This window comes from Amycolatopsis coloradensis (genome assembly GCF_037997115.1).
GTDB lineage: Bacteria > Actinomycetota > Actinomycetes > Mycobacteriales > Pseudonocardiaceae > Amycolatopsis > Amycolatopsis coloradensis_A.
The window spans coordinates 1,076,551-1,095,708 of sequence record NZ_CP150484.1 but is presented as its reverse complement, the minus strand read 5'-3'; the positions used below and the strand labels follow the sequence as shown (position 1 = coordinate 1,095,708).

Sequence of the window (19,158 nt, the reverse complement as noted above, 5' to 3'; positions counted from 1 at the left end):
CGGTTCTAACCGTCCTTACCACTCACGAGGCGTTCAGTCCCGGAGACGGCGGCCCTGCGCGTCGGTGCCGCCGTTCGCCAGCAGCACGATCCCGTCGACCAACGGCCAGACCGCGCCGATGCCGCAGGTGACCACCACGACCGCCAGTTGGCCCAGCGCGAGCCCGACATGGCCGGTGTAGAAGCGCCCGATCCCGAACGGCAGCACGATCTGCAGCACCCCGGCGGCGACCTTCGACTTCGGTGAGTACGGCGCGACCGCGGCGGGCCGCTGGTACACGGGCACGAACGGCGGCGGGTCGAACCGCGGCGCCAGGTACGCCGGATGAGGCGCGGGAAGGTCCTGGAACAGCGGCCGGAGTTCGCCGAACGTCACGGCCTCGTACGCGGCGAGGACGCGGCCCTCGTACTCGTCCGGCGTGATCCTTCCCTGGCTGTAGTGGTCGGCGAGCAGCCGCGCCGCCTCCTCGCGCTCGGCGGTGCCGGCGCGCATTTCGTCCGGGTCCGGTTGCTGGGACATGCTCCCAAGGTAGCCCGTTTCACACCCGCGACGCGGTACGCGCGGCGAACCCCCGAACGGGTCGCGGTCGTCCTAGAGTGTCCGTGTGTCACGGGCCGGCGGTACCGGAGTCGCCCAGGTGGTCGCCGCTTACCTCGACCATCTGGTGGTCGAGCGCGGAACCGCGAGGAACACCCTCGACAGCTACTCCCGCGACCTGCGCCGGTACACCGCGTACCTCGGCGATGCCGACGTCGAGTGCTTCGGCGATGTCACCTCGGCGCACATCACCTCGTTCGGCGCGGCACTGCGCGAAGGCGACGAAGAGCATCGGCCGCTCGCCGCGTCCTCGGCGGCCCGAGCGCTGGTCGCGGTGCGAGGCCTGCACAAGTTCGCGCACGCCGACGGCATCACCGAGCACGATCCGGCCCGCGAGGTCCGCCCGCCCGCGGCGGCCAAACGGCTGCCCAAGGCGCTGCCGGTGGCCGACGTGCTGAAACTGCTGGAAACCCCGCCGCCCGAGGGCGAACGCCCGCTGCGGGACCGGGCGCTGCTGGAGCTGCTCTACTCCACCGGCGCGCGGATCTCGGAGGCCGTGGGGCTCGACGTCGACGACATCGACGACACCGAACGGACCGTGCTGCTCGACGGCAAGGGCGGCAAGCAGCGCATCGTGCCGATCGGCCGTCCCGCGCTGGAAGCGGTGCACGCGTACCTCGTCCGCGCGCGGCCGGCGCTCGCCACCCACGGCAGGGGGACGCCGGCGATGTTCCTGAACGCCCGCGGTTCCAGGCTTTCCCGGCAGAGCGCGTGGCAGGTTCTCAAGGACACCGCGGAATCCGCGGGGATCACGGCGGGCGTCTCCCCGCACACGCTGCGCCATTCCTTCGCCACGCATCTTCTCGAAGGCGGCGCCGACGTCCGCGTCGTGCAGGAACTCCTCGGCCACGCTTCGGTGACCACCACCCAGGTGTACACGCTGGTCACGGTCAACACGCTCCGCGAGGTTTACGCGACAGCACATCCCCGCGCGCTCGGCTAGACAGCGCCTAAACGACCCGGTCGGTCCCGGCGTGCCTCGTTGGCTCGACTCGCGGATCGCGCATAGGCTGCCGATGATCCTGCCGAAGAGGAGCTTTCGCGCCATGTCGACACCGAACGAGCCGGCGAAGCCGTCCGCGTCCGCCGGTTCGGCCGCGGCGAGCCTCAGCCAGGTGACCATCGCAACCCCCGCCGAACACGACGGCGACGAACCGTCGGAGGACACGATCTCTTCCCGCGGCCGCAAGGCCAAGCGCGCCAAAGAAACCAAGCAGCAAGAACTCGAGAGGGACGGTATCGGCCCCACGGGCCGTCCGTTCCGCGAGATCCCCGATCCGCCGCCGCTGGACCGGCACGGTCCCGCACTGGTGATGGCCATGTGCAACCAGAAGGGCGGGGTCGGCAAGACCACCTCGACCATCAACCTCGGTGCGGCGCTGGCCGAATGCGGCCGCCGGGTACTGCTGGTCGACTTCGACCCCCAGGGCGCGCTCTCGGTCGGCCTCGGCATTCAGCCGCACGAGCTGGACCAGACGGTCTACAACGTCATCATGGAGCGCTCGGTCGGTATCACCGACGTCATCCGGAAGACCCGGGTGGACGGCGTCGACCTGCTGCCGAGCAACATCGACCTGTCCGCTGCCGAGGTCCAGTTGGTCGCAGAGGTAGGGCGCGAACACACTTTGTTACGGGTCCTTCGTCCGGTCATGAACGACTACGACTATGTTCTTGTCGACTGCCAGCCCTCGCTAGGCCTGCTGACGGTGAACGCACTGACCGCCGCGGACGGTGTGATCATCCCGCTGGAGTGCGAGTTCTTCAGTCTGCGAGGCGTAGCGCTCCTGATCGACACCATCGAGAAGGTGCAGGAACGCCTCAACCCCAAACTGGACATCACCGGGATTCTCGCCACCATGTACGACCCGAGAACCCTGCACTCGAAGGAGGTCATGGCGAGAGTGGTGGAGGCATTCGGCGACACCGTGTTCGACACGGTGATCAACCGCACCGTGCGGTTCCCCGAGACGACGGTCGCGGGCGAGCCGATCACGACCTGGGCTCCCAAATCAGCAGGCGCGGCGGCCTATCGCGCGCTTGCCCGTGAGGTGATCGCTCGGTGAGCAGGCGAGCTTCCCTGCCCGGAGCGTCCGAACTTTTCAGGATCACCTCCAGCCCCGCGCTCGATCTGCCGCCCGCGCCCGAACAGCCCGCCCCCGCGAAGGGGAACGGCAACGGGAACGAGACGGGGAACGCGCACAAGGAACAGCTGACCCGTGCCGCGCGCAGCGGGTCCGGGCGGACCAAGCACGACGCGAAGATCACCGTCTACGTCTCCGGCGACGAACTGCTGGCGATGGAGCAGGCCAGGCTGAACCTCCGGGCGAAGCACGGCCTCGTACTCGATCGCGGCAGGCTGGTCCGCGAGGCGGTGGCCGTGCTGCTGGCCGACTTCGACGCGGCGGGCGAGGACTCGGTCCTCGTCCAGCGTCTGCGGGCGGGCAGCGAGGACGGGAAAGAGACCGAGAGCTGATGGACGACCCGGCCGCGGCTGCTCCCAGCGGCTCAGAGCCGGTCGAGCGGACAGAGGCAGACGAGACCCCCGCCGTGCACGAGACCGTGCACGGCGGGATGGTCCCCGAAGGACTGGCCAGTGAAGAGCTGAGCACGTCCAAGTTCAAGGTGAACCTGTCGAACTTCCAGGGCCCCTTCGATCTGCTGCTCCAGCTGATCTCGCAGCACCAGCTCGACGTCACCGAAGTCGCGTTGCACCAGGTCACGGACGATTTCATCGCCTACACCCGTGCACTCGGCACGGAGTGGAACCTCGACGAGACGACCGAGTTCCTGGTCATCGCGGCGACCCTGCTCGACCTCAAGGCGGCGCGGCTGCTGCCCGCCGCCGAGGTGGAGAGCGAAGACGACCTCGCCCTGCTCGAAGCACGGGATCTGCTGTTCGCGCGCGTGCTGCAGTACCGGGCGTACAAGCAGGTCGCGGCCCTGTTCGGGGAACTGGAGGCCGGCGCCCTGCGGCGGTACCCCCGGTCGGTCGCGCTGGAGGACCGGTTCATGGGCCTGCTGCCCGAGGTGATGCTCGGCGTCGACCCGGCGAAGTTCGCCGAGATCGCGGTCGCGGTCTTCAAACCGAAGCCGCCGCCGACGGTGTCGATCGCGCACATCCACATGGGCCGGGTCTCGGTGCGCGAACACGCCGCGCTGCTGCGGCTCAAGCTGGCGGAACGAGGCGAAGCGACCTTCGGTGAGCTGGTCGAGGACTGCGAGCACACCGTCGAGATCGTGGCGCGGTTCCTCGCGCTGCTGGAGCTGTACCGGGAGGCCTCGGTCCAGTTCGAGCAGCTGGAGGCACTCGCCGAACTGCACGTGCGCTGGACCGGCGGATCCGTGGAGGAGGCGTCGGTGGCGGCCGAGCACGATCGCGCCGCCGCTGAGGACGAGGAGTACGGGTGAGCCCGGAGAACACCGAAGAGACCGAGAAGACCGAAGAGAGCGAAGCACCCGAAGCAGACGAGACCGGGGATGGGCCGAAGGCTCCCATCGCCGAGTCCGACGAGGTGAAGGACGCTTTCGTCGCGTCGGATGAGGCGAAGGACGCTTTCGGCCCGCCGGAGACCGCCGAGGCGGGGGAGGCGGAGCCGCCTGCCGACGAGGGGCTCGTCGCGGCGGGCGACGGCGACTACCCCGACGTCACCTCCGACGAGGCGCTCGAAGCGGCGCTCGAGGCGTTGCTCCTGGTCGTCGACTCGCCGATCAACGAGGAATCGCTCGCCGACACCGTCGGGCAACCCGTGTCGCGGGTGACCGTGGCGCTGCGCACGATGGCGCAGAAGTTCACCGAGCGGACCAGCGGAATCGACCTGCGCCGCGTCGGCGAAGGGTGGCGGTTCTACACTAGGGACGTCTATGCCCCGTTCGTGGAGAAGCTTCTGCTCGACGGCCAGCGTTCCAAGCTGACGCGAGCCGCACTGGAGAGCCTCGCCGTGATCGCCTATCGGCAGCCGGTGACCAGGGCCAGGGTCGCCGCCGTCCGAGGGGTGAACGTGGACGGGGTGATCAGGACGCTGCTGGCGCGCGGCCTGATCGAGGAGATGGGGACCGACCCCGAAACCACAGGCACGCTGTACGTGACGACCGAGCTGTTCCTGGAGCGACTGGGCCTCTCGTCCCTGGCCGACCTTCCGCCCATCGCTCCGTTGCTACCCGAAGTGGACACCATCGATGACATCTGACCCGCATCCCGACGGCATTCGGCTGCAGAAGGTCCTTTCGCAGGCAGGCGTCGCCTCGCGGCGCGCGGCCGAGGACCTGATCGTGCGTGGTCGCGTGAGCGTGGACGGCAAGGTGGTCACCGAACTCGGCCGCCGGGTCGATCCGGACAACTCCGTGATCCACGTCGACGGCACCCGCGTCCAGGTCCGCGAGGACCTCGTCTACCTCCTGCTGAACAAGCCCAAGGGCGTGCACAGCACGATGAACGACGACCGCGGCCGTCCGTGCGTCGGCGACTACCTGCGCGGACGGTACGAGGAGACCCCCGGCATCGTGCACGTCGGCAGGCTCGACGAAAACACCGAAGGACTCCTGCTGCTCACCAACGACGGCGACCTCGGCCACCGGCTGATGCACCCGTCGTTCCGCGTGCTGAAGACCTACTTCGCCGAGGTCGAGGGCATCGTCCCGCGTGGGCTCGGCAAGGAGCTGCGAGCGGGGTTCGAGCTGCCGGACGGCATCGTCAAGGTCGACCAGTTCCGGGTCAAGGACATGCTGGCCGGGCGTACCCAGATCGAACTGGTCATCCACGAGGGTCGCAAGCACATCGTGCGGCGGCTGATGGCGGCCACCGGGCACCCGGTGCGCAAACTGGTCCGGACCGCGCTGGGCGACGTCCAGCTCGGTGCCCAGCGGTCGGGTTCGATCCGGCGCCTGAACCGCGGCGAGGTCGGTTCGCTGTACCGCGCAGTCGATCTGTAGAACTTTCCGCTCTACTGCACAGGTGATCTCCGCGTTTAGCTCTTCCTGATGGGCTTTCAGCCGACGGGGAAGGGCTCAACCGTGAAAACAGTTGTGCTGGCAGGGATCTTGGTGGTCGCCGCGGCCGTGGTCGCGGCACCGCAGGCCACGGCGAAACCGCGGGGCAGCGAACCGGTCTACGACTTCGCCCAGGCCGTCCGCGAGACGGCCTGGGTGGACATCGGGCTCGACGGGGACGGCGACGGCCGTTCGGACCGGGTCGCCGCCGACATCATCCGCCCGAAGGAACCGGCGGCGCAGGGCAAGAAGGTCCCGGTCATCATGGACGCGAGCCCGTATTACTCGTGCTGCGGGCGGGGCAACGAGAGCGAACTCAAGACCTACGATTCGGCGGGCAGGCCGGTCGGCTTCCCGCTCTACTACGACAACTTCTTCGTCCCGCGCGGGTACGCCGTGGTCCTGGTCGATCTGGCCGGCACCAACAAGTCCCGCGGCTGCACCGACATCGGCGGGCCCTCGGACGTCGACTCGGCGCGCAAGGTCGTCGACTGGCTGAACGGCCGCGCGAACGGCTACACGACGGCCACCGGTCCGGCCAGGACGAACGCGACCTGGTCGACGGGTGCGGTCGGCATGATCGGGAAGTCCTACGACGGCACGGTGGCCAACGGCGTCGCCGCGACCGGCGTCGATGGGCTCAAGACCATCGTGCCGATCGGTGCCATCAGCTCCTGGTACGACTACTACCGCTCCGACGGCGCGAACCTGCGCCAGGGCAGCCCGGCTGGGTTGGCGCAGACCGTGTCCCGGCGCAACGGCGGGCAGAACTGCGGCGCGGCGAACCAGAAGCTCACCGCGGGCGCGACCTCGAACGGCGACTACAACGCGTTCTGGCTCGACCGGGACTACGTGCAGAGCGCTTCTAAGGTGAAGGCGAGCGTGCTCGCTTCACACGGCCTTGGTGACTTGAACGTCAAGACGATCAACTTCGGGCAGTGGTGGGAAGCGCTGAACGTCGAGCGCAAGATCTGGCTGACGCAGGCCGGTCACGTCGATCCGTTCGACTACCGGCGGTCGGCGTGGGTCGACACCCTGCACAAGTGGTTCGACCACTACCTGCTCGGCGTGGACAACGGTATCGAGAAGACACCGGGCGCGAGCGTGGAACGCGAGCCCGACGTCTGGGTGGACCAGCCCGCATGGCCCGCCGGCAGCGCCGTCACTCTGCGCCCCGCGGCCGGGAGCACACCGGGCGTCGGCACGCTCGGCACGACCGCGGGGACGGGCACGGTGTCGTTCACGGATTCGTCGGGCCAGTCCTCGAACAGCTGGGCCGCGAGGCCGACGGAGACCACGAGCGGACGCGTGCTGTTCAGCACCGGCGCGCTCGCGAAGGACCTGCACGTCTCCGGAACGGCGAAGGTGACCGTGACCGCGACGCCGTCGACGTCCACGGCGCGGCTCTCGGCGGTTCTCGTCGACTACGGCCCGGCGACGATCCGGAACTACACGGGACCGAAGGAAGGCATCAAGAACGAGCTGACCCAGTCGTGCTGGGGCGCGAGCGCGCCCGGTAACGACGCCTGCTACCTGAACACGAGCACCGACGCCGTCTCGGTGGGGCTCAACATCATCAGCCGCGGCTGGGCGGATCTGGCCAACCACCGTTCGCTGAGCCAGGAATCGCCGCTGACGCCGGGGCAGCCGTACACGATGACGTTCCGGCTGGCGAGTACGGATCACGTCGTCCCGGCGGGACATCAGCTCGCGCTGATCATCGGCGGGACCGACGGCTCGTTCATCGGCGGGCCTGCGCAGTATCCGAAGATCACGGTGGACCTGGACAAGACGTCACTGGCGCTGCCTGTCGTCGGCGCGGGTCCGTCGGCGGTTCCGGCGGCGCTTCCGGCGGCTCCGGCGCAGATCGCGCCGGCGACCGTCTCGGGTCTCGAGCGCGGCTAGGTGATGAAGGGTCCCCATAGGGCGGATCGTCCTAGGGGGACCCTTCATGTCTCAACGCCCGGCGGTGACGACCCAGACCCCGCCAGGGATCCGCACCCCGTGCGGCGTCTCGAATTCGCCGAGTGCGCCCCGCACGCCGTCTCGGAGGCTGGCGAGGGTGGCCTCGTCCACGCCCCGCAGGTTGTGCTGGGTCGGGGCCATCGAGAAGACGAAGTCCGTCGCGTCGTCGGCGTCCACCCCGAAGCCCATGTCCGCGTCCACCGGGCTGATCTCGATGTCGCGGAAGCCCGCCGCCGTGAGCACTTCGGTGATCCGTTCGGGGGCCAGCAGTGAACCCATCCCGCGTGCGGCGGGGGAGGGCTCGCGCAGGTAGGGCGCGAGCGCCGCCGTCGCCCGGGCGTAGGCGCTGTCGGCGTCGCCTGACCGTGGTCCCACGAAGGTCAGCCGCCCGGCCGGAGCCATCGCTTCGCGAAGATGCTCGAACGCCGCGACCAGGTCGGAGAAGAACATCACGCCACCCCGGCTGATGACGACGTCGAAGCCTGGCTCGTCGAACGGGTGCACCTGCGCGTCTCCCTGCTCGAACGCGATGTTGGTGATTCCTTCGGCCGCCGCGTCCAGGCGAGCCCTTTCCAGCTGTGGTGCCGAAAGGTCGATGCCCAGCGCGTGCCCGCTTCCGGCCTTCTTCGCGGCCAGCCGGGTGGTGAGTCCGGCGCCGCAGCCCACATCCAGGACGGCGTGACCGTCACCGATGTCCGCCGCGTCGAAAAGCGGCGCGTCGAAGGCTTCCATCATTCCGTTGTAGCGCTCCGGGCGAGCCGCCCAAAGCCTGCCCTCCCAGCCGTTCCACGCTTCGGCCTGTTGCTGATTGACGATCGCCGTCATCCCGGCACCCCATCCGCGTCGTTAGTAGAGTTGAACTCTAGTGGTTGACTCTAGAGATAGACTCCAATCATGAGTGGTGTCAAGGGCGCCCGATCCGAACGGGCGGCGGAAACCCGGCGGCGGATCATCACGGCCGCCACAGAGCTCTTTCTCGCCGACGGCTACGGCGCGACCACGCTTCAGCAGGTCGCGGTCCGGGCGGGGGTGGCGGTCCAGACCATCTACTTCACCTTCCGCAACAAGCCGACGTTGCTGAAGGAACTGGTCGATGTCGCGATCGCCGGCGACGACGGTCCACTGGCGACGATGGAGCGGCCGTGGTTCGCGCGGGTGACGGACGCGCCGGACGCGCGCGAGGCGCTGGCCGCGCTCGTCACCGGCAGCCGGGCCGTGCTCGAACGGGTCGCCGCCGTCACCGACATGGTCCGCACCGCGACCGCGGCGCACCCCGAACTGCGGGAACTGTGGCCGGATCAGGAGGATCCGCGCCACGCCGTGCACGCGACGGCGGCGAAGGCCCTGCTGGAGAAACCGGGCGCCGTCACCGGTCTTGCCGTCGACAGGGCGGCGGACGTCCTCTACGCCCTGCTCAGCCCGGAGATGTTCCTGATCCTCACCCGTGACCGCGCTTGGTCACCCGAGGAATGGGAGCGCTGGGTGGAAGAGACTCTGGCCGCGCAGTTGCTCGCGCCAGGCCTGGAGCGCGGCTAGACGAATGCAATGAACGGTCCTTTCCTCGCGAAACTTGCAAGGAAGGGACCGTTCCTAGCGCGCGTGGGCGGGGTCAGCCGGTCTGCGAGGCCGGGCTCTTCGAACCGAAGGGCTTCCGCTGCAGTGCCCGCGCCACCGGTTCGACGATGCGCGCGGCCGTCGGGCCGAGGATCGCCATCAGGAGCACGTACGCCGTCGCGAGGGCGGCGAGTTCGCCGGTCACCGCGCCCGCCGCCACCGCCAGCCCGGCGATGACGATCGAGAACTCGCCTCGGGCGACCAACGCGGCCCCGGCTCTCGCGCGGCCCATCTTCCCGATGCCTTGCCTCCGCGCGGCCCACCAGCCGGTGCCGACCTTCGTGAGCGTGGTCGCGACCGCCAGGACGACCGCCCAGCCGAGCACGGGCGGGATCGAAGCCGGGTTCGTGTTGAGCCCGAACACGACGAAGAACACGGCGGCGAAGAGATCTCGCAGCGGTTCGAGCATGTGCGTCGCGTTCTCCGCCGTCGACCCCGAGATCGCGATGCCGAGCAGGAACGCGCCGACCGCGGCCGACACCTGCATCGCCGAAGCCAGGCCGGCGACCAGCAGGGCCGCGCCGAGGACCTTGAGGAGGAACACCTCGCGGTCCGGGCTGTCCACCGCCGCGGAGACGTACCGGCCGAACTTCAGCGCGATCACCAGGACGACGGTGATGACCATCAAGGAGATCCCGACGGCCTTCATCCCGCCGAGGAAACTCACCCCGCCGAGCACCGCGGTGAGGATCGGCAGGTACAGCGCCATCACCAGGTCCTCGAACACCAGGATCGACAGCACCACCGGGGTTTCCCGGTTACCGAGCCTGCCGAGATCGCCGAGGACCTTCGCGATGATCCCGGACGACGAGATGTAGGTGACGCCCGCCATGACGATCGCGCCGATCGGCCCCCAGCCGAGGATGAGCGCGACGATCGCGCCCGGCGCGGCGTTCAGCACGATGTCCACGAGACCCGCCACCCACGAGCGTTTCAGCCCGGTGAACAGCTCGGCCGCCGAGTACTCCAGGCCCAGCAGGAGCAGCAGCAGGACGACCCCGATCTCGCTGGCGAGGTGGGTGAAGTCGCCGATGTCGCCGAGCGGGATCAGCCCGCCCTGCCCGAAGCACAGGCCACCGATCAGGTACAGCGGGATCGGGGACATCCCGATCTTCCCGGCGAGGCGGCCCAACGCGCCCAGCCCGAAGAAGACCGCCCCGAGTTCGATCAAGGACAGTGCGGTGTGATCCATCGGCGATCAGCCGTACTTCAAGATCTTGACAGCGGCCTCGAGACCTTCGGAGGTGCCGACCGCGACGAGGACGTCGCCGGCGGTGAGGTTGAAGTCCGGCGTGGGGGAGGGGTGGACCTGCCCGGCCCGCATCACCGCGACGACCGAGACGCTCGTGCGTGTCCGCATGGCGGTGTCGCCCAGCGTCCGGCCGTCGAACGGCGACGACGCCTTGATCGGCAGCTGCTTGGTGTTGATACCGGGCAGATCCCGATGCTCTTCGGTGAGCTGGGCGACCAGCTGGGGCGCGCCGAGCAGGTTCGCCAGCGCGCCCGCTTCGTCGGTGGTGAGCGGAAGTGAGGCCAGGCAGGCGTCGGGATCGTCCGTTTTGGACACGATGAGCTCGACGTGTCCATCGCGATGGGTCACCACTCCTACGCGGCGGCCGTTGCGGGTGGCGAAGTCCTTGCGGACGCCTATTCCGGGGAGCGGGGTCACTTCGACGTTCACGTGAACAACAGTAACTCACCGTTCGTTTCGCGCGGGACGGATCAGGAACAGCGCCGAGATCCCGAGCATCAAGGCACACGTCGCGCCGTGGATGCCGAGGGCGGCGCCCATGGATCCGTTGTGGGTCAACACGATCAGCATGTCGCCGAACGGGATGAACGCCAGCGCGAGCATCGCCCGGCCCAGTGCGCGGGCGTTCCGGAACAGGAGCAGCGCGAGCACCACGAGCGCCGTGCCGATGTCGCGGACCCCCTTGACGGCGAGGATCGGGTCACCCTCGGACGGCATCACCGGCAATCCGAATCCGCCCGTCTGGGACGCCGGGAAGAACACGTAACCGCTTCCGAAATAGAGGACGAAGAGCACGAGGGCGGCGGACAGGACGTAAGCGATCTTGATTCTGGCCATGATCTCCGACTCCAAAAGCTAGCAGTGCTAGGAACGAGACCGACCTTAGCGCTAGCGCCGCTAGCTTGTCTAGCGGTGCTAGCATGTTCGTATGGTCACCAACCCCCGGCGCGAGCGGGACCGCTCGCAACGCGAACAGCTGATCGTCACCACCGCCCGCGAGATCGCCGAAGAAGAAGGCTGGGACGCGGTCACCACACGTCGGCTGGCGGCGAAGATCGAGTACAGCCAGCCCGTGCTCTACAGCCATTTCTCCGGCAAGGGGGCGATCATGGCGGCCGCGGCGCTCGAGGGATGCACCGAAATGGCCGCCGACATGCGGAAGGGGGCAGGGGCGGCGGAGGGCTCGCGGGACGCGCTGCTGCGGCTGGCCGAGAACTACTTCGACTTCGCCGACCGCAAACCCGCGCTCTACGACGCGATCTTCACCCTCGCCAGCGAACTGGACTTCGCCAGCCCGGACAGCCCGGCGCCGTTGAAGGACGCGTTCGGCGCGCTGCTCGAAGTCGTGGGCCCGGTCTCCGGCGAATACGACCCCGGCCTCTACACCGAGACCTTTTGGGCGGCTTTGCACGGCCTGGTCACCCTCGAACGCAGCTCCCGGCTCCCGGCGCCCGCGCGCGCGGAGCGGATCGGCATGCTCGTCGACCGGTTCGCCGTGGGCGGCTGAGGCGTGTCGCGTGCCACCAGGCAGAATGGTCGTCGATCAGGTGAGCGACGGATGAGCTGAGGAGAGTTTCGGTGACGGGAGCCCTGCGTGGTGTGGTCGCGATGGACGGCCCGTCCGGAACCGGGAAATCCACGGTTTCGCGGAAGCTCGCGACGAAGCTCGGCGCCGGTTACCTCGACACGGGCGCGATGTACCGCATGGTCACCCTCGCCGTCCTGCGCGCCGGGGTCGACCCGGCCGACGCGGACGCGGTCGCCGACGTCGCCGTGAAGGCCGAACTCGGCATCGGGACCAGCCCCGACGAGGCGACGGTGACCCTGGCGGGCGAGGACGTCGCCGCCGAGATCCGCGGCGCGGACGTCACCACTGCGGTGTCGCCGGTTTCGGCCGTCCCGGCGGTCCGCGAACTGCTGGTCACCCGGCAGCGCGAGATCATCGCCGAGGTGCTCGGCCGCGTCGGCGGCATCGTGGTCGAGGGGCGCGACATCGGCACGGTCGTCTCGCCCGACGCCCCGCTCAAGATCTTCCTCACCGCTTCGGCCGAGGTCCGCGCCGCGCGGCGCAGCGCGCAGGACTCCGCGGCCGGTCGCGAGTCCACCGTGGATGTCGCGAAGGCGGCGGTGGAGCGGCGCGACCACCTCGACTCCACGCGGGCGGCGTCGCCCCTGCGCGCGGCCGAAGACGCCGTCGAGGTGGACACTTCGGCGCTCAACATCGACCAGGTGATCGTCGCTCTGGCGGAACTGGCACTGCACCGCGGGCTCCTCGAAGGGTGCCCCGCCGAGGCCGCCAGGTGAGCGCGAAGGGACTGCCTGAAGGCGCGAGCGGCCCGATCCACACCTTCGGCAGGGGGATCTCGAAGTTCATCGTCCGGCCCGCTTTCCGGGTCCGGGTCCACGGTGGCGAGCGGGTGCCGGCGTCGGGTCCGGTGGTGTTCATCGCCAACCACAGCTCGATGGTGGAACCGCAGCTGCTGTTCGGAATGTTGTCGCGCCGCACGGCGTTCCTGGTCAAGGAGGAACTCTTCCGGGGGTTCGTCGGCTGGTTCTTCCCGAAACTGGGCCAGATCCCGGTGAAACGGGGTGCGGTGGACCGCAAACCGCTGATGATGGCGGTCAAGGTGCTCGAGGACGGCGGTGCGGTGGGGATCTTCCCCGAAGGCACCCGCGGCCTCGGTGACGCCGAAAACTTCGAGCGCGGCGCGGCCTTCCTGGTCCGCGCCGGGAACGCGACCGTGGTTCCGGTCGCCACTCGGGGGACGTACAAACCCGCCGGCGCCAAGAGGCGTTGGCGGCCACGCGTCGACATCATGGTCGGCGAACCTTTCACTCCCGCGATCGGGAAGGGGAGGACAGGGCTGGAGGAGGGAACCGAGCGGCTTCGCATCGCGCTCGCGGACCTCGTGAAGGCACTGGACGAATGGCGCTTGGAGCACGGGCTCCGAGACACGCGACAGGATTGAGTACATGACAGAGCTAGACGGAGTCGGCGAGATCGACGGCTCCTGGTCCGACGAATCCGAATTCACCGCGCTCGACGCCCAGATCGCCGCGGGCGAGGCCGAGGAGGAGGCGCAGCTCGCGCAGCCGGTCCTCGCCGTCGTCGGCAGGCCGAACGTGGGCAAGTCGACCCTGGTCAACCGCATCCTCGGCCGCCGCGAGGCGGTCGTGCAGGACGTCCCCGGCGTGACCAGGGACCGCGTCGCCTACGACGCCTTCTGGGCGGGCCGCCGGTTCACGCTGGTGGACACGGGCGGCTGGGAGCCGGACGCGACCGGGCTCCAGGCCTCGGTCGCCGCGCAGGCCGAGATGGCGATGGCCACCGCCGACGCGGTCCTGCTGGTCATCGACGCCAGCGTCGGCGCGACGGCCACCGACGAGGCCGTCTCCAAGGTGCTGCGCCGGTCGAAGAAGCCGGTGCTGCTCGCCGCCAACAAGGTCGACGACGACCGTCTGCTCGCCGACACCGCGTCCCTGTGGTCGCTCGGCCTCGGCGAGCCGTACCCGGTCAGCGCGCTGCACGGCCGCAGCTCGGGCGACCTGCTCGACGCCATCGTCAAGGCACTGCCGGAGATGCCGCGCGACGGTGACCGCGCCACCACCGGCCCGCGCCGGGTCGCGCTGGTCGGCAAGCCGAACGTGGGCAAGTCGAGCCTGCTCAACAAGCTGTCCGGCGAGGAGCGGTCCGTCGTGGACTCGGTCGCGGGCACCACCGTCGACCCGGTCGACTCGCTGGTCGAGCTGGACGGCGAGACCTGGCGGTTCGTCGACACGGCGGGCCTGCGCAAGCGGGTCAACTCGGCCAACGGGGCGGAGTACTACGCGTCGCTGCGGACCAAGACCGCGATCGACGCGGCCGAGGTCGCGATCGTGCTGCTGGACGCCGCCGAGCCGCTTTCCGAGCAGGACCTCCGGGTGCTGACGATGGTCGTCGAGGCCGGCCGCGCCTGTGTGCTCGCCTTCAACAAGTGGGACCTCGTCGACGAGGACCGCCGCCACGCCATGGTCCGTGAACTGGACCGCGGCCTGGTGCGGGTGCCGTGGGCGGACAAGGTCAACATCTCGGCGCTCACCGGCCGGTCCGTGCGCAAGCTCGCGCCCGCGCTGCGGACCGCGCTGAAGTCCTGGGACCAGCGGGTTCCCACCGGTCAGCTGAACGGCTGGCTCGCCGACCTCATCGCCGCGACCCCACCGCCGGTGCGCGGTGGCAAGCAGCCGAAGGTGCTGTTCGCGACCCAGGCGGGCATCCGGCCGCCGACGCTCGTCCTTTTCACCACCGGATTCCTCGAAGCGGGCTATCGGCGGTTCATCGAACGGAAGTTCCGTGAGCGTTTCGGTTTCGAAGGCAGCCCCGTCCGGGTGAATGTCCGGGTGCGGGAAAAGAAGCAAAAGCCCAAGGCCGGTGGTAAAGCGGCCGGAAAATCAGCGGGTAAACCGAAAGCACGCTGATTCTCACGATGTAGGTGAATATTTCACTGGGTGGGCACGCCGATGACCTCGGTTTCGGCGTGTCCACCGGTGAGTTGCGACACTCTGCCGAGACCCTCCCGAGATATGCCGTTCACCTGCGGTAAAGTGAACGGTCTGCTAGCGGGCGCCTCATTCGGAGAGCGAGCCCGAATGACGCACTTCGCGAAAGGTGTGTGATGGGCTTGAGCGCCCATGGTTCCGTCCTGCCCGTGGTGACCGCCCGATGACACTGACCGCAGATTCCCGGCCGATCGCCTGTGTCGCCGACGTCACCGTCGCTCCCTCGCCCGCCCCCGTCGCCGACCGGGCCCTGTTCTGGTCCGGCCTCGGAGCCGGTGAGCGCACCCTGCTCGACATCCTCGCCGAGACCGCCGCCCGCCACCCCAACGCGGGCGCGATCGACGACGGCGAGACCACGTTGTCCTACCGCAAGCTCGTCGAGGAGATCGACGCCTACGGCCGCAAGCTGACCGCCAACGGTGTCGGCGTCGGCGACCGGGTGGGCGTCCGGATCTCTTCCGGCACCGCGGAGCTCTACGTCGCGATCCTCGCCATCCTGTCCGTCGGCGCCGCCTACGTGCCGGTCGACGCGGACGACCCGGACGAGCGCGCGGAACTGGTCTTCGGTGAGGCCGATGTCGCCGCCGTCGTCTCCGATGGCGGCGCGATCACCGTGCTCGGCTCGCCCGGTGGGGTCGAGGGCACTCCCGCACCGGCCGACGACGCTTGGATCATCTTCACCTCCGGCTCGACCGGGAAGCCGAAGGGTGTCGCCGTCTCGCACGCCTCGGCCGCCGCCTTCGTCGACGCCGAGGCGCAGTTGTTCCTCACCGAGGAGCCGATCGGCCCCGGTGACCGCGTGCTCGCCGGCCTGTCGGTCGCGTTCGACGCGTCGTGCGAAGAGATGTGGCTCGCCTGGCGCCACGGCGCCTGCCTGGTCCCGGCGCCGCGTTCGCTCGTGCGGACCGGCGTCGACCTCGGCCCGTGGCTGGTCGCGCAGGGCATCACCGTCGTCTCGACCGTGCCGACGCTGGCCGCGCTGTGGCCCGCCGACGCGCTCGAGGACGTCCGCCTGCTGATCTTCGGCGGCGAGGCCTGCCCGCCCGAACTGGCCGAGCGCGTCGCCGTCGAAGGCCGCGAAGTCTGGAACACCTACGGCCCGACCGAGGCCACCGTCGTCGCCTGCGCCGCGCAGATGACCGGCGAGGGACCGGTCCGGATCGGCCTGCCGCTGGTGGGCTGGCAGCTCGCCGTCGTCAACGAGGCGGGCGAGCCGGTCGCGATGGGAGAGACCGGCGAACTGGTCATCGGCGGCGTCGGCCTGGCCCGTTACCTGGACCCGGAGAAGGACGCCGAAAAGTTCGCGCCCCTGCCCTCGCTGGGCTGGCGTCGCGCGTACCGGAGTGGTGACATGGTCCGCGCCGAAGCCGAGGGGCTGCTGTTCCTCGGCCGTCTCGACGAGCAGGTCAAACTCGGCGGCCGCCGGATCGAACTCGGCGAGGTCGACGCCGCACTCCAGGCGCTCCCCGGCGTGCAGGGCGCCGCTGCCGCGGTCCGCCGCACCAAGGCGGGAAACCAGGTGCTCGTCGGGTACGTCGTGCCCGCCGAAGGAGTCGAGTTCGACCACGACGAGGCGGCGACCCGGCTGCGTGAGCAGCTGCCCGCCGCGCTCGTCCCGCTGCTGGCCCTGATCGACGGTCTGCCGACGCGTACCTCCGGCAAGGTCGACCGCAACGCGCTGCCCTGGCCGCTGTCCACTGTGGATGCAGCGAAATCCGGGCTGTCCCCGACGGAGAGCTGGCTCGCCGAAGGCTGGGCGGAGATCCTGGGCGTCTCGGTCGACAGCCCGAAGGCCGACTTCTTCACCAACGGCGGCGGAAGCCTGACCGCCGCGCAGCTGATCGCGCGGATCCGTACCCGGCACCCGCAGGTGTCGGTGAGCGACATCTACGCCAACCCGAAGCTGGGCGCGCTCGCGTCGCTGCTGGACGCACTGAGCGGCGAGAAGACCGAACGTCGTGACATCGCGCCCACCCCGCGCAAGACGGGCGTCATCCAGTCGCTGCTGATGATCCCGCTGATGGGCCTGGTCGGCCTACGCTGGACGACCATCGCGGCGACGCTGTCGAACGTGCTGTCGCTGGCCGGTTTCGCCTGGGCACCGACGCTGAACTGGGCGTGGATCGCGGCCGCGTGGATCGTGCTGTTCAGCCCGGCCGGGAGGATCGCGATCTCGGCGACCGGCTCGCGGCTGCTGCTGCGCGGAGTCCGTCCCGGCAGCTACCCGCGCGGTGGGAGTGTCCACTTGCGACTGTGGACCGCCGAGAAGCTCGCCGAATTCAGCGGCGCGGACAGTGTCGCGGGCGCTTCCTGGATGACGACGTACGCCAAGGCCCTCGGCGCGCGGATCGCCAAGGACGTCGACCTGCATTCCCCGCCGCCGGTCACCGGCCTGCTGAAACTCGGCCGCGGTGCCGCCATCGAACCCGAGGTCGACCTGACCGGGCACTGGGTGGACGGCGATCTCGTGCACATCGGCAAGATCCGGATCGGCGCCGACGCGCGGATCGGCGCGCGCAGCACGCTGTTCCCCGGCGCCCGGATCGGCAAGGGCGCGGAGATCGCGGCCGGGTCGACCGTCCGCGGCAACGTGCCCGCCGGGCAGCGCTGGGCCGGTGCCCCCGCCGCCCGTGCCACGAAGGATTCGCTGAAGTGGCCGTCGAGCCGCCCGCCGCGCTCGCGGTTCTGGGCTTCGGTCTACGGCGCGACCTCGGTCGCTCTCGGTCTTCTGCCCGCTGTCGCCGCGCTTCCGGCGGTCGCGGTGCTCGGCTACGCGATCGCGGGGACGGCTTCGCTCGGCGCCGCCCTCGGGCAGGCGCTGCTGTTCACGCCGCTCGCGACCATCGCGTACTTCCTGTCCTACGCCCTGCTCGTGCTCGTCGGCGTCCGTTCGCTGAGCATCGGCATGGTCGAGGGTTACCACCCCGTGCACGGACGCGTCGCGTGGCAGGTCTGGGCGACCGAGCGGCTGATGGGCATGGCGCGGGAAGGGCTGTTCCCGTTGTACGCCAGCCTGTTCACCCCGGTGTGGCTCCGGATGCTCGGGGCGAAGGTCGGCCGCAACGTCGAGGCGTCCACCGTCCTCGCACTGCCGAAGATGACCCAGGTGGACAGTGGCGCGTTCCTCGCGGACGACACCATGGTCGCCACCTACGAACTCGGCCACGGCTGGCTGCACGTCGCGCCGGCGCGGATCGGCAAGCAGGCGTTCCTCGGCAACTCGGGGATGGCCGCGCCGGGACGTTCGGTGCCGAAACGCGGTCTGGTCGGTGTGCTGTCGTCGGCCCCGCTCAAGGCGAAGAAGGGCTCGTCGTACCTCGGGATGCCGCCGCTGCCGGTCCGCCGGTCGGTCGGCGAGGCCGACACGAGCCGCACGTACACACCGCCGCTGCGGCTGAAGGCGGCGCGTGCGCTCGTCGAACTGTGCCGCATCGTGCCGGTGATGTGCGGTGTCGCCTTGACCGTGCTGGTGGCCGCCGGCATCTTCGCGCTGGCGGCGTCGTACGGCTTCCTGGTCGCGGTGCTGCTCGGGGGGCCGCTGCTACTCGCCGCCGGTGCCGTCGCCGCGTTGACCGCCACCGCGATGAAATGGCTGCTCGTCGGCCGGTTCCGCGCGGTCGACCATCCCCTGTGGAGCTCGTTCGTCTGGCGCAACGAACTCGCCGACACCTTCGTCGAGGCGCTCGCCGTGCCGTGGCTGATCGGCTCCCTCGGTGGCACGCCGCTGCTTCCGGCGTGGCTGCGGACCATGGGCGTCAAGATCGGCCGCGGCGTGTGGCTGGAGACGTACTGGCTGCCCGAGTCGGACCTGGTGAGCCTCGGCGACGGCGCGACGATCAACCGCGGCTGCGTCGTGCAGACGCACCTGTTCCACGACCGGATCATGACGATGTCGCCGGTGACCCTGGACGAGGGAGCGACGCTCGGGCCGCACGGTATCGTGCTGCCTGGCGCGAGCATCGGCGCGCGGACGACGGTCGGACCGGGCTCTTTGGTGACCCGGGGCGACGCGGTTCCCGCCGATTCTCGCTGGCTGGGGAATCCCATCTCGGCCTGGACCAAGTAGGGACTGGTGGCGGAGCTGAGGTGTGTTCGAAATGGTGACCGTACGAGTGAACCCGCCCCGGCCGAAGGCCCCGCTATCGCGGTGGCAGGGCGCCTTGTCCGCTCACCGTGACGCGCTTCTGCCAGGTTGCGCCCTGCAGACG

At 69.7% G+C, this 19,158-nt stretch carries 18 protein-coding genes; 13 read left to right on the top strand and 5 right to left on the bottom strand.

Annotated elements, in window-relative coordinates; genetic code table 11:
- Positions 1 to 33: 33 nt before the first annotated feature.
- Positions 34 to 519 carry a DUF1707 domain-containing protein gene (locus LCL61_RS04870; protein ID WP_340685725.1) on the bottom strand — a complete coding sequence of 162 codons (486 nt, stop codon included), beginning with the start codon at positions 517 to 519 and terminating at the stop codon, positions 34 to 36.
- Positions 520 to 637: 118 nt separating this feature from the next.
- Between LCL61_RS04870 and xerD the strand changes: the two genes are divergently transcribed.
- The 7 genes from xerD to LCL61_RS04835 all read left to right on the top strand — a co-directional run bounded on the left by xerD (position 638) and on the right by LCL61_RS04835 (position 7,488).
- On the top strand, positions 638 to 1,540 hold the full coding sequence (xerD, locus tag LCL61_RS04865; protein WP_340688491.1) for a site-specific tyrosine recombinase XerD: 903 nt from the start codon (positions 638 to 640) through the stop codon (positions 1,538 to 1,540).
- Positions 1,541 to 1,643: 103 nt separating this feature from the next.
- Positions 1,644 to 2,660, top strand: a complete 1,017-nt coding sequence (locus LCL61_RS04860; protein WP_340685724.1) for an AAA family ATPase — start codon at positions 1,644 to 1,646, stop codon at positions 2,658 to 2,660.
- Positions 2,657 to 3,070, top strand: a complete 414-nt coding sequence (locus LCL61_RS04855; protein ID WP_340685723.1) for a cobyrinic acid a,c-diamide synthase — start codon at positions 2,657 to 2,659, stop codon at positions 3,068 to 3,070. Before LCL61_RS04860 ends, LCL61_RS04855 begins: the two co-directional genes overlap by 4 nt.
- The gene (locus tag LCL61_RS04850; protein WP_340685722.1) at positions 3,070 to 4,005 is read left to right on the top strand and encodes a segregation and condensation protein A; all 936 of its coding nucleotides are present in this window, start codon (positions 3,070 to 3,072) and stop codon (positions 4,003 to 4,005) included. Before LCL61_RS04855 ends, LCL61_RS04850 begins: the two co-directional genes overlap by 1 nt.
- The gene (gene scpB, locus LCL61_RS04845; protein WP_340685721.1) at positions 4,002 to 4,784 is read left to right on the top strand and encodes an SMC-Scp complex subunit ScpB; all 783 of its coding nucleotides are present in this window, start codon (positions 4,002 to 4,004) and stop codon (positions 4,782 to 4,784) included. Before LCL61_RS04850 ends, scpB begins: the two co-directional genes overlap by 4 nt.
- Positions 4,774 to 5,526 (top strand): pseudouridine synthase, encoded by a 753-nt coding sequence (locus LCL61_RS04840; protein ID WP_007035528.1) that lies wholly within the window; start codon positions 4,774 to 4,776, stop codon positions 5,524 to 5,526. Before scpB ends, LCL61_RS04840 begins: the two co-directional genes overlap by 11 nt.
- 93 nt (positions 5,527 to 5,619) lie before the next feature.
- On the top strand, positions 5,620 to 7,488 hold the full coding sequence (locus LCL61_RS04835; RefSeq protein WP_340688490.1) for a Xaa-Pro dipeptidyl-peptidase: 1,869 nt from the start codon (positions 5,620 to 5,622) through the stop codon (positions 7,486 to 7,488).
- A gap of 51 nt (positions 7,489 to 7,539) precedes the next feature.
- Here the strand turns inward: LCL61_RS04835 and LCL61_RS04830 are convergent, their stop codons facing one another.
- Entirely contained in the window at positions 7,540 to 8,373 is an 834-nt protein-coding gene (locus tag LCL61_RS04830) for a class I SAM-dependent methyltransferase (RefSeq protein WP_340685720.1), read from the bottom strand.
- Positions 8,374 to 8,442: 69 nt separating this feature from the next.
- On the opposite strand from LCL61_RS04830, the gene LCL61_RS04825 reads away from it, so the two are divergent.
- Positions 8,443 to 9,084 (top strand): helix-turn-helix domain-containing protein, encoded by a 642-nt coding sequence (locus LCL61_RS04825; protein WP_340685719.1) that lies wholly within the window; start codon positions 8,443 to 8,445, stop codon positions 9,082 to 9,084.
- A gap of 73 nt (positions 9,085 to 9,157) precedes the next feature.
- Here LCL61_RS04825 and LCL61_RS04820 read toward each other — a convergent pair whose 3' ends face one another.
- The 3 genes from LCL61_RS04820 to LCL61_RS04810 are packed head-to-tail and all read right to left on the bottom strand — an operon-like array spanning position 9,158 to position 11,251.
- Complete coding sequence (locus tag LCL61_RS04820) at positions 9,158 to 10,354, bottom strand: cation:proton antiporter (RefSeq protein WP_340685718.1); 1,197 nt, start codon at positions 10,352 to 10,354, stop codon at positions 9,158 to 9,160.
- A gap of 6 nt (positions 10,355 to 10,360) precedes the next feature.
- On the bottom strand, positions 10,361 to 10,843 hold the full coding sequence (locus LCL61_RS04815; protein ID WP_125786286.1) for a cation:proton antiporter regulatory subunit: 483 nt from the start codon (positions 10,841 to 10,843) through the stop codon (positions 10,361 to 10,363).
- A gap of 15 nt (positions 10,844 to 10,858) precedes the next feature.
- A complete protein-coding gene (locus LCL61_RS04810; RefSeq protein ID WP_340685717.1) occupies positions 10,859 to 11,251 on the bottom strand; it encodes a DUF4267 domain-containing protein in 393 nt (130 codons plus the stop codon).
- A 91-nt stretch (positions 11,252 to 11,342) separates the two neighbouring features.
- Between LCL61_RS04810 and LCL61_RS04805 the strand changes: the two genes are divergently transcribed.
- The 5 genes from LCL61_RS04805 to LCL61_RS04785 all read left to right on the top strand — a co-directional run bounded on the left by LCL61_RS04805 (position 11,343) and on the right by LCL61_RS04785 (position 19,016).
- On the top strand, positions 11,343 to 11,921 hold the full coding sequence (locus tag LCL61_RS04805; protein WP_340685716.1) for a TetR/AcrR family transcriptional regulator: 579 nt from the start codon (positions 11,343 to 11,345) through the stop codon (positions 11,919 to 11,921).
- Between the two features lie 92 nt (positions 11,922 to 12,013).
- Positions 12,014 to 12,718: a (d)CMP kinase gene (gene cmk, locus LCL61_RS04800; RefSeq protein ID WP_340688489.1), complete on the top strand. Its 705-nt coding sequence runs from the start codon at positions 12,014 to 12,016 to the stop codon at positions 12,716 to 12,718.
- A complete protein-coding gene (locus LCL61_RS04795) occupies positions 12,715 to 13,383 on the top strand; it encodes a lysophospholipid acyltransferase family protein (protein WP_340685715.1) in 669 nt (222 codons plus the stop codon). Before cmk ends, LCL61_RS04795 begins: the two co-directional genes overlap by 4 nt.
- A 4-nt stretch (positions 13,384 to 13,387) precedes the next feature.
- A complete protein-coding gene (gene der / locus LCL61_RS04790) occupies positions 13,388 to 14,869 on the top strand; it encodes a ribosome biogenesis GTPase Der (protein WP_340685714.1) in 1,482 nt (493 codons plus the stop codon).
- Between the two features lie 244 nt (positions 14,870 to 15,113).
- Positions 15,114 to 19,016, top strand: coding sequence for a Pls/PosA family non-ribosomal peptide synthetase (locus LCL61_RS04785; RefSeq protein WP_340685713.1), 3,903 nt, complete (start codon positions 15,114 to 15,116; stop codon positions 19,014 to 19,016).
- Positions 19,017 to 19,158 lie beyond the last annotated feature (142 nt).